Source organism: Streptomyces sp. BA2, from assembly GCF_009769735.1.
Lineage (GTDB): Bacteria > Actinomycetota > Actinomycetes > Streptomycetales > Streptomycetaceae > Streptomyces.
In genome coordinates this window covers 478,504-492,278 of sequence record NZ_WSRO01000002.1, presented here as the reverse complement: position 1 = coordinate 492,278, position 13,775 = coordinate 478,504, and the positions used below count along the sequence as shown (strand labels likewise).

13 protein-coding genes are annotated in these 13,775 nt (G+C 70.6%); 7 read left to right on the top strand and 6 right to left on the bottom strand.

Going from position 1 to position 13,775, the window contains the following annotated elements:
- Positions 1–126: 126 nt before the first annotated feature.
- The gene (locus E5671_RS04990) at positions 127–1,953 is read right to left on the bottom strand and encodes a flavin-containing monooxygenase (protein ID WP_160502625.1); all 1,827 of its coding nucleotides are present in this window, start codon (positions 1,951–1,953) and stop codon (positions 127–129) included.
- 240 nt (positions 1,954–2,193) lie between these two features.
- Between E5671_RS04990 and E5671_RS04985 the strand changes: the two genes are divergently transcribed.
- Together E5671_RS04985 and E5671_RS04980 are read left to right on the top strand one after the other, a co-directional pair.
- Positions 2,194–3,267: an SDR family NAD(P)-dependent oxidoreductase gene (locus E5671_RS04985; RefSeq protein WP_160502624.1), complete on the top strand. Its 1,074-nt coding sequence runs from the start codon at positions 2,194–2,196 to the stop codon at positions 3,265–3,267.
- A gap of 524 nt (positions 3,268–3,791) precedes the next feature.
- The gene (locus E5671_RS04980) at positions 3,792–4,835 is read left to right on the top strand and encodes an SMP-30/gluconolactonase/LRE family protein (RefSeq protein WP_160502623.1); all 1,044 of its coding nucleotides are present in this window, start codon (positions 3,792–3,794) and stop codon (positions 4,833–4,835) included.
- A 3-nt stretch (positions 4,836–4,838) separates the two neighbouring features.
- Here the strand turns inward: E5671_RS04980 and E5671_RS04975 are convergent, their stop codons facing one another.
- The gene (locus E5671_RS04975; RefSeq protein WP_160502622.1) at positions 4,839–5,432 is read right to left on the bottom strand and encodes a TetR family transcriptional regulator; all 594 of its coding nucleotides are present in this window, start codon (positions 5,430–5,432) and stop codon (positions 4,839–4,841) included.
- A gap of 30 nt (positions 5,433–5,462) precedes the next feature.
- Positions 5,463–6,002, bottom strand: a complete 540-nt coding sequence (locus E5671_RS04970) for an ABATE domain-containing protein (protein WP_160502621.1) — start codon at positions 6,000–6,002, stop codon at positions 5,463–5,465.
- A 79-nt stretch (positions 6,003–6,081) separates the two neighbouring features.
- Between E5671_RS04970 and E5671_RS04965 the strand changes: the two genes are divergently transcribed.
- The 4 genes from E5671_RS04965 to E5671_RS46050 all read left to right on the top strand — a co-directional run bounded on the left by E5671_RS04965 (position 6,082) and on the right by E5671_RS46050 (position 9,704).
- A complete protein-coding gene (locus E5671_RS04965; protein ID WP_160502620.1) occupies positions 6,082–6,849 on the top strand; it encodes a haloacid dehalogenase type II in 768 nt (255 codons plus the stop codon).
- Between the two features lie 372 nt (positions 6,850–7,221).
- Positions 7,222–8,355, top strand: a complete 1,134-nt coding sequence (locus E5671_RS04960; RefSeq protein WP_160502619.1) for an ABC transporter substrate-binding protein — start codon at positions 7,222–7,224, stop codon at positions 8,353–8,355.
- A gap of 143 nt (positions 8,356–8,498) precedes the next feature.
- Complete coding sequence (locus E5671_RS04955; protein WP_160502618.1) at positions 8,499–9,365, top strand: GNAT family N-acetyltransferase; 867 nt, start codon at positions 8,499–8,501, stop codon at positions 9,363–9,365.
- Between the two features lie 102 nt (positions 9,366–9,467).
- A complete protein-coding gene (locus tag E5671_RS46050; RefSeq protein WP_237330105.1) occupies positions 9,468–9,704 on the top strand; it encodes a hypothetical protein in 237 nt (78 codons plus the stop codon).
- On the opposite strand, the gene E5671_RS47715 is transcribed toward E5671_RS46050, so the two are convergent.
- From E5671_RS47715 to E5671_RS04930, 3 genes are all read right to left on the bottom strand, one after another.
- On the bottom strand, positions 9,691–9,927 hold the full coding sequence (locus tag E5671_RS47715) for a hypothetical protein (RefSeq protein ID WP_202121016.1): 237 nt from the start codon (positions 9,925–9,927) through the stop codon (positions 9,691–9,693). The two genes, E5671_RS46050 and E5671_RS47715, sit on opposite strands and share 14 nt — an antisense overlap.
- A gap of 59 nt (positions 9,928–9,986) precedes the next feature.
- Entirely contained in the window at positions 9,987–11,642 is a 1,656-nt protein-coding gene (locus tag E5671_RS04935) for an ABC-F family ATP-binding cassette domain-containing protein (protein WP_237330104.1), read from the bottom strand.
- Positions 11,643–11,885: 243 nt separating this feature from the next.
- Positions 11,886–12,794 (bottom strand): YncE family protein, encoded by a 909-nt coding sequence (locus E5671_RS04930; RefSeq protein WP_336605668.1) that lies wholly within the window; start codon positions 12,792–12,794, stop codon positions 11,886–11,888.
- A gap of 217 nt (positions 12,795–13,011) precedes the next feature.
- On the opposite strand from E5671_RS04930, the gene E5671_RS04925 reads away from it, so the two are divergent.
- The gene (locus E5671_RS04925; RefSeq protein WP_202121015.1) at positions 13,012–13,647 is read left to right on the top strand and encodes an AAA family ATPase; all 636 of its coding nucleotides are present in this window, start codon (positions 13,012–13,014) and stop codon (positions 13,645–13,647) included.
- Positions 13,648–13,775: the final 128 nt, after the last annotated feature.

Sequence of the window (13,775 nt, the reverse complement as noted above, 5' to 3'; positions counted from 1 at the left end):
CCCCGGGGCCGCCGGGGCGTTCTGTGCGGAAGGCCTTTCACCATGAAGCTTTTCTCCTCTTGCCTGAGGAAAAGCCGTGTCGCCGCAAAATTAGGCTGATCAAGAGAGACCGGCAAACGCAGAGAATCAGCCGCGGGTGACCGAGGCGGCGGCCCTGGCCCGGAGAGCCTCGCCCATGTTCTCCTCGCGCCAGCGCCGCAGCAGTTCGTGGAAGGCGACGGCGCCGTGCGGGTAAGCCGTGGGGCCGTTCGGGCGGCCGCGGCCCTCGCCGTTGTAGTAGCCGGGGGTGCACTCGGCGTGGAACCACGCGTGGTCGGGGGCGCCCTGCGCGCAGACATCGGTCCAGGCGTCCTCGACCTCGGGGGCGGGCTCCACGACGGCGCCCTTCTCCTCCGCTGCGGCGACCAGGGCGGCGGCGTGCACGGCTTGCTCGTCCAGGATGTGCGTGAAGTTCACGCTGCTGGCGTTCTGCAGTGAGCCCATCCGGATCAAGTTCGGGAACCCGTTGCTGGTGAAACCGTGCAAAGTGCGCGGACCCCGCTCCTTCAGCGTGCTCAGGAGCTGGATGCCGTCGCGGCCGGTCACCGGCAGCTTCCCGGAGGTGATGCCGGAGAGACCGACGGAGAACCCGGTGGCGAACACCAGACAGTCGACCTCGTACTCCACACCGCCCACGACGACGCCGTGCTCGGTCATGCGCTCGATGCCGTGGGTGTCGGCCGTGTCGACCAGGGTGACGTTGTCGCGGTTGAACGCGGGCAGGTACGTGTCGGAGAACGTGGGGCGCTTGCACGCGTAGCGGTACCAGGGCGTGAGGGCCGCGGCGGTGGCGGTATCGGTGACTTCGGCGGCCACGCGTGCACGGATCTGGTTCATCGTCGCGTGGTCGGCGGCCTCGTAGGCGGCCTCGAAGTCCGGCTCGCCGTGGCGGCGGAAGCTGGGCAGGAGCTTTTCGAGGAGCCCGGCCGACTCCGTCCAGCGATCGGCGACCAGGTCCTGCTCGGCGTCCTCTCCGGAGCAGATGCGCAGGAAGTTCTCGCGGCGCTCGGCAGCCCAGCCCGCCCGGTCCGCTCCGACCTGTCGCGGCGTCATCCGCTGCTGACCACGTACGTCCACGGCGGAGGGGGTGCGCTGGAAGACGTACAAGTGACCGGCGTCCTCGGCCAGCATCGGGATGACCTGCACGCCGGTGGCACCGGTGCCGACGACGCCGACGCTCTTGCCGGCCAGGCCCTTCATGCCGCCGTCGGGACTGCCTCCGGTGTACGCGTAATCCCAGCGCGAGGTGTGGAAGGTGTGACCCCGGTAGTCCTCGATGCCGGGTATGCCCGGCAGCTTGGGCTCCGAGAGCGTGCCGGTCGCGGTGATGACGTAGGTGGCCCGGAACTCGTCGCCCCGGTCAGTGCTGACCACCCACTGCTCGACCGTCTCATCCCAGGTCAGGGAGGTGACAGCGGTGGAGAACAGGGCGTGCTCGTACAGGCCGAACTGCTCGGCGATACGCACCGCGTGGCGACGGATCTCCTCCCCAGGGGCGTACTTCCACTCGGGTACGTAGCCGGTCTCGTCAAGGAGCGGCAGGTAGACGTGCGACTCGACGTCGCAGTGGATGCCGGGGTAGCGGTTCCAGTACCAGGTGCCGCCGAAGTCGCCGCCCTTCTCGACGACGCGCACCTTCGCCACGCCCTGCCGGCGCAGGCGCGCGCCCGCCAGGATCCCGCCGAACCCGCCACCGACGATCGCGACGTCGACCACGTCGTGCAGCGGCTCGCGCTCCGCCACCTCGCCGGTGTACGGGTCGTCGGCGAAGTATCCGAACTCCGCCTCCGCGGACCGGTACTGGCCCGTTCCCTCGGGGCGTACGCGACGTTCCCGCTCGAGGCGGTAGCGCTCGCGCAGGGCGGCGATCTCCTGCGGGGTGGGCTGCTCCGTGGCGCGCTGCGGCAGGGGCATGGTGCGAGGTCCTCTCGTGGGGGGGGGGGGGGGGGGAACGTGCTTCGGGCGCCGCTCGTGGGGGAGGGGCGTCGGGCGCCGCGTGGGCGTGATCGGTGGCGTGATCGGTGCCCTCGCCGGGGCGCCCCGAGCGTCACAGGTACCGTAACCCAGGAACCGGACAGTGTTGTCCGGTTGGAGTCGCCCCCCCACACGGTCCGCCCGAGCGCCCCGACTTGACGGCTACTTGAAAGGTCAGCGATGCCGAACATCACCCCCGCCTCCCCGCTGCGCGACTGGCTGGCGGAGCCCACCGCCGGACAAGTCCTGCGTGGATTCCTCGCCTCCCAGGGACAGAGCGAAGAGGCTCTAGCCCCCGCTCTCGGCCTGCCGCTGGAGCAGCTTGTGCAGATGTCCGGCGGGAAGTTCCCTGCGGAGCTCATGGACACCCTGGTCACCGCGGCCGAGACAGGGCAGATCCCACACGGCCTGCTGGCCGACACCGGCACCGGCACCGGCACCGACGCTGCCGCGGTCGCGGAGACCGACCCGGGTGTCGAGATCGGCGCCCCCGAGCCGTGGACCGAGCAGGTCACGCCCGGCCGCTTCGGCGGGCAGAGCGTCATCGTCACCGGAGCCGCATCCGGCATCGGCAGGGCCGTCGCCTCCCGCATCGTGCGCGAGGGCGGCCGCGTCGTCGCCGTCGACATATCCGCCGACGGCCTCGCTGCTCTGGCCGCCGACCTGGGCGAGGCACTCGTGCCCGTCACCGCGGACATCACCGAACCCGCGTCCGCCGACGCGGTCCTGGCCGCCGCGGCCGGCCGCGTGGACGCCCTGGCGAATGTCGCGGGCGTGATGGACAACGACGCCGCCGTGCACGAAGTCGACGACACGACCTGGGAACGCGTCCTGCGCATCAACGTCGAAGGACCGATGCGCCTCATGCGCGCCGTCGTGCCCGGCATGCTCGCCGCGGGCGGCGGCCGGATCGTCAACGTCGTCTCCGAGGCGGCCCTTCGCGGCTCGGCGGCCGGAGCCGCCTATACGACCTCGAAGCACGCGCTGGTCGGCCTGACGGTGTCGTCGGCCTATCAGTACGCGGGAACGGGCGTGCAGATCAACGCCGTTGCCCCCGGCGCGGTCGCCACCGGCATCGCGATGCCTGCCGCCGCCCCGTTCGGCTCGGCCCGCACGGCGAAGATGCGTGTGGCGATCCCGCGCCTCGCCATGGCCGAGGAACTGGCTGCCTCGATCACGTTCCTGCTCAGCAAGGACGCGGTGAACATCAACGGCGCCATCCTGCCCTCCGACGGCGGCTGGTCGACCGCCTGACCACTGGCCGGCTTTCGCCCCCCCGCTGGGCACGTCGGGCTTCATGCCCGCGGTCGGCAGTGCTGGTGGGCCGCTTGACCGTGGTCCGGTCGGGGTGCGCCCGCTGGGTACGTCGGGCTTCATGCCCGCGGTCGGCAGTGCTTGTCGGCTGCCTGACCGTGGTCCGGTCGGGGTGCGCCCGCTGGGTACGTCGGGCTTCATGCTCGCCGTCGGCAGTGCTTGTCGGCTGCCTGACCACGGTTCGGTCGGGGTGCGCCCGCTGGGCCTCAGGCTCACGGTCGGCAGTGCTGGTCGGCCGCCCGTACCACGGGTTCGGTCGGGGTGCGCCCGCTGGGTACGCCGGGCTTCATGCTCACGGTCGGCAGTGCTGGTCGGCCGCCTGAACCACGGTCCGGCCGGCCAGCCCTTGCCCGCCGCTCACTCCGGCCCATGCCCCACGGCCCGAACGTACGCCTCCTGCACGTCACCTCCTGCACGTCACCACGTCCGGGCCGCCCGGGCGACAGGAAGGAGCACCCCACCGCATGACCGCCCACCGCACATCCCACCGCCGCCCCCGCGCCACCCTGGCGGCTCTGGCCACCGGCGGCCTGTTGGTCCTGACCGGATGCGGCACCCAGACCTCCGCCGCCCCGGCCTCGCGCCCCGCGCCGTCCGGTGAGGGAAGGACCATCCGCGCCACACAGATCGCGCACGTGACCGACCCGCACGAGGCCACCGGCAGGACTTTGCTGGAGGGCCCGGTCCTGGACGAGAACGGCGACCTGTACGTCGTGGACGTCACCGCGCCGCCCGGCGAACCCAAGGTCATCTCCGTCGACCTGACCACCGGAGAGCACAAGGGCGTCTACACCGACAGGACTGGTGCTTACACCTCCGCGCAGATCAGCCCGTACGACGGCCGCCTCTACCTCACCGACTACACCGGATCCGTGGTCAGCACGGAGCCGGACGGCTCGGACCCGCGCACATTCTTCTCCGGCGAGGTCGACGGTTCCGCCATGAACCTCGACGACCTCGCCTTCGATGACGAGGGCAATCTGTACGTCAGCGACCTGCACGGCATGAAGCCGGGCAAGGCCGAGGGCCGCATCGTGCGCATCGACCGCGACGGCGGAAAGACCACGGCCCTGGCCGACGGGCTCGCCCACCCCAACGGCGTGATGTTCGATCCCGAGCTGCACGGCTTGTGGATCAGTGAACTCGCCGAGAACACCGTCTCCTACCTGCTGCTCGCCGCGGACAAGACCGCCGTGACCTCGCAGCACGAGGCCATTCACGTCGACGCCGGCGTGGCCCAGACCGACTCCATAGCCGTGGACGCCGACGGCAACCTCTACCAGGGGCTGCACGGCCGACCGGCCATGGCCGTCTACAGCCCCGAGGGGGAACGGCTGGCCACTGTCGAAGTCCCCGCGAAGGCCGCCAAGGGTCTCGAGTCGGCTACCAACGTCGCCATCACCCCGGGCGGCACGAAGGCCTACATGACCGTCAGCGGCCCCGACGGCGGTTACGTCTTCCGGTTCACCGCGCTCGGCAAGGGCATCCGCCAGTCCAACGGCGGCTGACGGTCACACGTCCACGGCGGTCTCGACGGGCCGCAACGGCCCCACCTCGATGCCGAGCAGCCGCCAAGCCGCCAGAGCACGACGCTCCCGCTCGGTAGGGGTGGGCCCGGTGACGGCCCCGGAGACCATCGCGACGGCGAGCATGACGTCGTCGGCGGACAGCCGATGACCCGCGGGCAGGCACCGGGAAAGGACGCTGTGGACGCGCGCGGCCAGCGCCCTGGCCTGCTCTCCGTCGCCCCGTGCGCCGCGGATGCGCAACAGGTCGACGAACGCCGTCGACCGGGTCAGATGCCAGGTGACCACGCCCAGGACGCTCGCCAGGCTCGCGTCGGGTTCGTCCGCGGCCTGTTCGATGTGCTGGACGTTCTCGTCCAGGACGGCGGAGGCCAGCGCGACCCGGTCGGCGAAGTGCCGGTAGAGGCTGCCCTGTCCCACCCCGGCGCGGCGCGCGACGGCCGACAGCGGCGCGTCCAGACCCTCCTCGGCGAACACTTCGCGGGCTGCCGCGATGAGGGCGGCGCGATTGCGTGCCGCGACCCGCCGCCCCTGGTTGGCCGGACGCGGGCCTTGGGGGGCATCGGTTGGGTTCGTCACGCTGGAAGGGTAGTACGGCCGCTCCGCGGATCATGGAGTGGCGTGCTTGCGGGCCCGGTAGGCGGCGGCTTTGACGCGGTTGCCGCAGGCCTGCATGCCGCACCAGGTACGTCGCGTCCCGCGGGAGCGGTCGAGGTACAGGCGGGTGCAGCTCGGGCGGCCACATTCCTTGAGGCAGGTGTCGGGGTCGGCGAGCAGGGTGATCGCGCCGCGGGCGATGTGGGTGAGAGCGGAGGCCAGGTCTCCTGTCCGGCGGATGCCCGCGTCGCTGAGGTGGAGCGCGGGAAGCGGCCCGGCGGCGGCGTTGTTGAGGACGTCCAGGCCGGCCGGCTCGTAGCTGCGGCCTTGCATGCGGTCGAGGGCGAGCTGGTGGACGGCCTCGCGGAGTTGATGGGTACGGGTGAGCGCCGGGCTGTCGGCTGTGACCCGGTCGGGGAGCTCGTCGCAGGCCATGACCCACTGTTCGAGGTCGGCGGGGGTGGCCAGGAGGTCACGGGGCCGGTCGCGGCGGGATTCCACGGTGGCGACCAGGTCCAGGGCGGGGTGACCGCTCACGAAGGCGAAGTGCACGTCACCATCTTGACCGGTGACGCGATGTGCGGCAAGACTCGTCACCAGTTGAACCGGTGACGTGATGGGGAGTGGATGAATGTCCGGGACGGGCGATGCCAATGCCAATGCCAATGCCAATGCCAATGCCGATGGCGATGGCGATGGCGATCTGGAGGTCGAGGTGGTCGTCTTCGACGTGCTGGGGACGATGGTCGACGAGTCCGGCGGACTGCGTGCGGCCCTGGCGGAGGCGGTGTCCGCGTCCGGCGACCGGTCGTCCGGCGGGATGGCTGTGGAGGGTCTGCTCGAGGTCTGGCGGGAGCACGTCGAGCGTGAGCAGCGGCGCATCGGGGAGGGGGCCCGGGCGTATGTGAACAGTGAGGTCATCGAGCGGGAGGCGGCTGAGCGCGTGGCCGAGTGCGCCGGGTTGAGTGATCCGGTGGCCATCGGACGGCTGGCCGGGGCATCGCGGCGCCTGAGGCCTTGGGGCGATTCCGTTGCCGGTCTCGCGCGTCTTGCGGGGCGGTTTCCTGTGCTGGGGCTCTCCCATGCGAGTCGCGGGGCGCTGCTGCGGCTGAACGCGTACGCGGGGCTGCGCTGGCATCAGGCGTTGTCCGGCGAGGAGGTACGGGCCTACAAGCCCGCGCCGGAGGCCTACCAGCTGGCGATCGACGCGGCGGGGTGTCCGGCCGAGCGAGTGCTGATGGTCGCCGCGCATGCGTGGGATCTGAGGGGAGCTCAGGCGGTGGGGATGCGAACGGCCTATGTTCAGCGGCCGGTGGGTGATCCGCCGAGGAATACGGACACCTTCGATTGGCGGGTGGAGAGCCTGGCTGAGCTGGCGGGTGAACTGAAGGCGGCGTAGTGACGCGGATGCGACCGCATGGGTGTGTGGTGTCGAGCTCTGGAGTGGTGACGCATGGTCACATCGAGTGATCGGGCACGGATGTCTCGACGGAACCCTCAACCTCAGCCTTAGCGTCACAGTCAGCGTCGGGGCGCGCATGCGATCTGGTTGCTCACTCGCCGGTATGTGACCGAGCCGCCCCGCCGAGGCGCGAGGTCATGGATCTGAGGAAATCGGTTGCCTCCCGACGATGGAGGCGGCTGCAATGTCCGGCATGATCACCCAGGTGCGCCCGCCGCGGCGAGATGAGATGAACGCGCATCAACGGGTCTTGCCACTCAGCGATCCGGGCCAACCGCAGCCGAATCGCCACACGGGAGACGCCAACGCATGAGTACGCCACCGCCAACGCCACCACCGCCACCGTCGATACCTGGGGTGGAGCCGACCGGCGGATCATCCGTCCGGATCGGCGCTCTCGTTCCGCTGACTCGGCCTGGCTGGGTCGAGGCAGGCCAACACTTGCTCGCCGGACTCGAGCTGGGCGTTCGCGAAGTCAATGACGCCGGAGGCATCGACGGAAAGCCACTTGAACTCGTGGTCCGAGACACGGCGGCTGATCCGCAGAGGGCCGCGGCAGCCGTAGATGAACTGGCAGGCCTGGGCGTGGCTGCCGTGGTGGGGGAGTATCACAGCGTCGTCGCTCGTGCCGCCGCAGGCAGGGCCGACGCCATCGGTCTGCCCTTCCTCTGCTCGTCGGCCGTTCTCGACGCGCTCACCGAACAGCCGACGGACTGGGTCGCGCGCCTCTCCCCGCCGCAGTCCCGCGGCTGGCAGGTCTACGCGGACTTTCTCCTCGCCGCGGGGCACAGCCGAATCGCCGTGGCAACCCAGTCGACTGTCTACTGGGCATCTGGGACCCGCATTCTGCGGGACTACCTCGCTCCACGCGGCGGCACCGTCATCGAACTCGACATGAGCGCGCTCAGCCCCACGGCCATGTGCGACGAGCTCGTCGACCGTGGTGCGACAGCCCTCCTTCTGCTGGTAGGCCACCCGGAACCGGCCGTGCCGATCGTCAAGTCCGTCCGTCACGACCAGCGTCTCGCCGAGATCCTGATCGGTGCTCCGGCCGGACAACCGGAGTTCGCCGAATGGGCGAAGCTGCTGGGCGACGACGGCGCCGCGATCCCGTTCTTGCGCTACCTGCCCGAGCGCCTCGGCCCACTCGGGGCACGAGTCGAGACAACCCTCCGCGAGCGGCTGGGCGAAGGGCCCTTCTTCGTCGCCTTCGAGGGCTACGACTCGGTCGCCGTCCTCGCCGCTGCGATGCGTTCTCACGGCGGCGACCGTGCGCGCACCGCCGAATCCTGGCCGCGCGTCGAAGTCGATGGCACCCGGGGGCAGATCACGTTCTCCCGCACGCCGGGCATCAGCGTTTGGCAATGGGCTCGGACGCCTATCCAGGTCGTTGACCGAGATCCGGCGGAACCCGACCGCTTCCGGGTTCTGCACGTCGGCTGAGCGCGGATCACCGCAGCTTCGCCGGCCCGGCCTGCTCCGACCGCCGCTGGCAGGAGATCGAACGGCCGACGAGTTGACCGGCATCTCGCCCGCCGGCCGGAAACCAGGTGCGGGCGGCCGGTGCGGTGAGGTGTGATCGGGGCATGGCGATTGTGTTGAGCGGGCCGGGAGTTGACGGGCTGGGCGAGGCTGTGGGCGTGCTGCGGGAGTGGCAGTACGACGGGGCGCCGATGCAACTGCATCCGGGGGACCTGGGCTGGTTCTGGCGGTTCGGTGCGGAGGCGACGGCCGCGGCGGTCAGGACGTGGAGCCGTGACGGACGGATGCTCGCCGTCGGGCTGCTGGACGGTCCCGGCCTTTTGCGGCTGACGATCGCGCCGGACGCCCGGTGGGACGAGGAGCTGGCGCGGCAGTTGGTGGAAGACGTGACCCAGCCGGAGCGCGGCGTACTGCCCGAGGGGAAGGCGAGCATCGAGGCACCGATGGACGCACTGGTCCAAGACCTGCTGTTCGAGGCCGGCTGGAACGCCGACGAGCCGTGGACGCCGCTGCGCCGCGACCTGACGGAGCCGGTGCGGGACCCAGGCGTGCGGATCGAGGTGACCGGGCCCGAGCAGGCGCATGTCCGGGCCGCCGTACAGCGGGCCTCGTTCGACGGGTCGACGTTCACCGACGAGCACTGGCACGCGACGGCGGCCGGATTGCCGTACGCCGAGGCCCGTTGTCTGGTCGCGTACGACGGACAGGGCGAGGCGGTGGCGGCGGTGACGGTGTGGTCGGCCGGTCCGGGGAGGCCCGGACTGCTCGAGCCGATGGGCGTCCACCGGGAACACCGCGGTCACGGTTACGGCAAGGCGATCACCATCGCCGCCGCGGCCGCACTCCAGGAGATGGGCTCGTCGAGCGCGATCGTCTGCGCGCCGAGCTCGAACGCGGGCGCGGTGGCCACCTACAGGTCGGCCGGCTTCCACCAACTCCCCGAGATCCGGGACCGGTATCGGGACGCGTAGGCGCTGGGCTTCATATCGGCTACAGCGTGAGCGGCTACGAAACGATGTCGTCACCGGTGCGGTTCCCAGCGGAAGAGGCGGGAGGCCAGCGCCACGGAGATGATGACCCAACTCAGGGTGGGCAGGAGGAGTGGCAGGGACTCGGCCACGGGAACGCCGCCGTTCCAGGCGTTGAGGACGAAGAACCTCTTCGAAGCCGCGGGGATCCGCGTGCGCGTCAACCGCGAGGCCGACGTGGACGAAAGAGTCAATGGGCTGCTCGGACAGGTACTCCGCGAGACGACGACCAACATCCTGCGCCACGCGGCAGCCACGCGGGTGCGGATCACTCCTCCGTGACGACACCGCCCTCCGCGGCGCGGGAGGACGACCGATGACCACCGTGGTGCTCGCCGACGACTAGGCCCTCCTCCGCAAGGCGCTCGCGGCACCGCTGACGCTCGAAGGCGAGATCACCGTGCTCGCCGAAGCGCACGAGGGCGCATCGGCGATCCAGGCCACGCTGCGTCACCGGCCCGACGTGCTCGTCATATGACTGGCTGTAGCGATTCAGGGGGCGCATCGTGCGTTGGCCCCCCCGCCTCCGGGTCCCGGCGGCGGGGGGCCAACGCACAACAGCGGCTAGACGCTGTCCTCCCGGTACAGGCCGGTGGGTTCGCCCACTTCCAGACGTGGCCAGTGCGCGAGGTCCCGTCGAAGCTGCCGGTCGTGCGTCGCGACGACAAGGGCGGCACTCGTGTCGCACAGCGCGTCGGTCAACTCGTCGACCAGCGTTGACGACAGATGGTTGGTCGGCTCGTCGAGCAGGATCAGGCCGGGCCGCCCGGCCAGCGCCAGCGCCAGATCGAGACGACGCTGCTGGCCCTGCGACATCCGCCCGACCGGCGTGCGCAGCGCGTCGGAGTCCAGCAGCCCGAGCCCGCCGAGCGGGACGACGTCGGCGTCGCGGATCACGCCCGCGGCCACCAGCCGTCCCACGTGGCGGGCGTGCACCTCGCGGGCGGTGAGGCCGGGGTCCTGCTGGGCGGTCTCCTGGGTCACCTGCACCGCTCGGGCCCCCTTCGCCGTACGGACGTGTCCGCGCGTGGGCTCGAGCGCACCGGACAGAACAGCGAGCAGCGTGGACTTCCCGGCGCCGTTGAGGCCGGTGACAAGGAGCCGGTCGCCGCCGTCAAGAGTGAGGTCGACCGGACCGGCAAGACGCCCCTCGACCGCGACGCCGTGTGCCCGCAACTGCGGCGCGCCCGGCCGGACACCCAGATCCGGCCACCGCAACAGGGGCGGCGGCTGCGGCACATCGATCCGGTGCGCCTCCAGAGCGTCCTGCTGCCGCTTGAAGGCCTGTACGACGCCCGGTGCGCGGGACTGGCGTTGGTGCTTGCCGGTCCCCTTGTCCGGCCGCCAGCCGGTGGAGAGCCGGTCGCGGGCAGCCGAGACGGCGTCCTGCAGCCGCCGGTGCTCGGCCTGCTGCTCCTCATGGTCCTGCTCCCATCGCTCCCGCTCACGGCGCCGGGCACCCTGCCAGGCGTCATAGCCGCCCGCGTACAGGCGCGGCTTCCCGTCGCGGGAGGGGTCGAGGTCCAGGAACCGGTTCGCGACGTCGCGCAACAGTGCCCGGTCGTGGCTGACGACAGCGAGGCCACCGTCGTGCTCGCGCAGCCTGCGGGTCAGGAAGTCGAGGCCGTCGGCGTCGAGGTGGTTGGTCGGCTCGTCGAGCAGCAGGATGTCGTGCCGCGCGCCGAGCAGGCAGGCGAGGCGGACCCGGTAGCGCTGCCCGACCGACAGCGTCGACAAGGGGCGATCGCGGTCGGTGCACGCACCAAGCGCCTCCAGGGCGACGTCGACGCGGCGTTCGGCATCCCACGCGTCGAGCCGGGTGGCGGCGTCGAGCGCGGCGGAATAGCGGTCATCGGCAGCGACCTCGCCCTCAGCCATGGCGAGGGTCGCCTCGTCCAGCGCGGCGAGGGCCGCGAGCGACGCGGCCAGCGCCTGGGACGTCAGGGTGCCGACGGTCTCCCCGTCGCCCACGGACAGCTCCTGGCGGGCCAGGCCGATCGTCCCTGCCCGGTGCACGGTGCCCTCGTCGGGCGTGATCAGTCCGGCCAGGACGTGCAGCAGCGTCGTCTTGCCCCGGCCGTTCTCGCCCACGACGGCGACGCGTGACCGGGCGGAGAGCGTGACCGAGACGTCGTTCAGAACACGCCGGGACCCGCGGGTGACGGTGAGGCCCTGAGCGCGGACGTGCGCGTTGCTGCCCGCCTCGACGGGCAAGGACATGGCTTCAGGGGTGGGGGTGAGGTTCAACGGATGCTCCGCAGCTCGCAGTGGAGCCGGGCAGCAGGAAGTGGCCGCCCGGCGGGAACCGGAACGGCGGCGAATTCAGCAGGGAGAAGGCGCCGCCGTCAGCGGGCGGAGCGGACCTTCTGCGACCAGATACCTCGTGCCATAACGATCAGGCTAGCAAAACCGCTGCTCTGTTCGCCCGGCCATTTTGGGCGCGGGTAGGGCGCGGGGGTCCCCTCAGGGAGCAGGCAGGAGCACCGAGGCATCTGGTTCCAGCTGGGTGGCGAAGCCGTCGACCACAGCGAACCGGTCCAGATCGACGACGGCGATCCGGTTGGTGCCCAACAGCGACACATACGCCAGTGGCCTGCTCGGATGAAGTGTCACCGCGGACGGGGTCCCGTCGAGGCCAAGGGAACGGATCGGCCGCAGGTCGGTGCTCCATAGGGCGAGGGTGTTGGCGACGATGTCCGTCACCAACAGCCGTTCGTCATCGAGCGTGTAGACCCGCAGCGGGTCTCCGCCCGTCTTCCTGGTCCGCCGTACCTTCATGGTGCGGGTGTCCACGGCGACCAGCGAGGCGCTCTTGCGGGCTCCGACGAACAGCGTCTTCTCATCCCGGCTCAGACAGCTGCTCTCGGGCAGTTGACCGGGTGTGACCAGCACAGGCGGGACGGCGGCGTCATGGGGGCGCACAAGGCTCACCGTGTGGGACAACAGCCCGGTGACATAGGCTCGTTCGCCGTCACGGCTGAGCGTGAACAAGTGGGTCTTCACCCCGTGGGTGGGCACTGCTCTGGTCGGCGCGGGGTCGGTGGACGGATCGTCGAAACCGAGCAGAGCCGCCTTCTCCTCGCTCAAGGCGTACAGCCGGTCGTGATGGTCGATGCCCATGCCGTGGATGCGGTTGAAGGGCCGTGTGTCGATTGTCCGGGCCAGGGACCGCTCGGCCAGGTCGATGACGAAGACGGCGGCGCCGCCCTCGCCGACGCTGGAAGACATGCGCACCCCGTAGTGCCCGACGTAGGCGAATCGTCTGCGCGAGTCGACGACCATCTCATGCGGGTAGTCGGGCAGCCGGACGGTCTGGCGGAGCTGCCCCGACTCGGCGTCGTAGAAGCTGACCGCGTGGCTGCTTTTCTCCACCACCAGCAGTACGTCGGCTCTTGCCGCCCGGGGAGCGCCTGAGGCTGGCGTGGAAAGACCGCTCGCCAACGCCCCCGCGCCCACTGCCTTGATCACTGTCCGACGTGTCGCCACAGCCCCGCACTCCGATCTCTCGCCGGCTCGCCATCGTCCATCATCTTCGGCGAGGAAGCTTCCCTCGCGCGCAAGAACGAGCTTGCTCAGTAGGGTCACAGTCATGCTTGGTGTGCGGGTGGTGCTGATCGGGGGGACGTCGCATGTGGGGAAGTCGACCGTCGCGCAAGTAGTGGCGGACAGAATGGGGTTCGAGTATCTGTCCACCGACGGACTGGCCCGGCACCCGGGGCGCCCTTGGCGGACGCCGGAATGGGAAGTGTCCGCGCACGTCGCAGAGCACTACAGAGCGCTCACGGTGGACGAGCTGACCGCATCTGTACTGGATCACTATGAGCGGCTGTGGCCCGGCATTCAGGACCTGATCACGGATTACGCGGCAGGACGCCGTGTCGGTGCGGGCCTGGTCGTGGAGGGGTCGGCGCTCTGGCCCGACCGCATCGCAAGGCTGACGGTCCCGCACACGGCCGCCGTGTGGCTCACCGCGGAGGACTCCACTCTCCGCGCCCGGATGCACGAGGCCGGCCGTTACAAGGAAGCCACCGCCGAGGAACGGCACCTGATCGAGAAGTTCCTGGCTCGCGCGGCGCGCTACCAGGTGCTCATGCGGGGTGCCGTCGACAGACTGGGCCTGGATCGCATCGCCGCTGACGTCGGGCGGTCCCCCGAGGAACTGGCTGACGCGGTGCTCACTGCGGTCGGCTCGCAATATGCGATCGGCCGGTCGACGGGCGGGTGACGGCCGAGGGACGGCCGGGTGACGGTGCCTGGCGCGGTGGCTCGGGGCACAACTCACGTTGATGCCCGCCTTTCACCGTCCTGTGAGACGGACGCCGCGCCGACACGCGGCAGTTCAGGTCCGCTGGG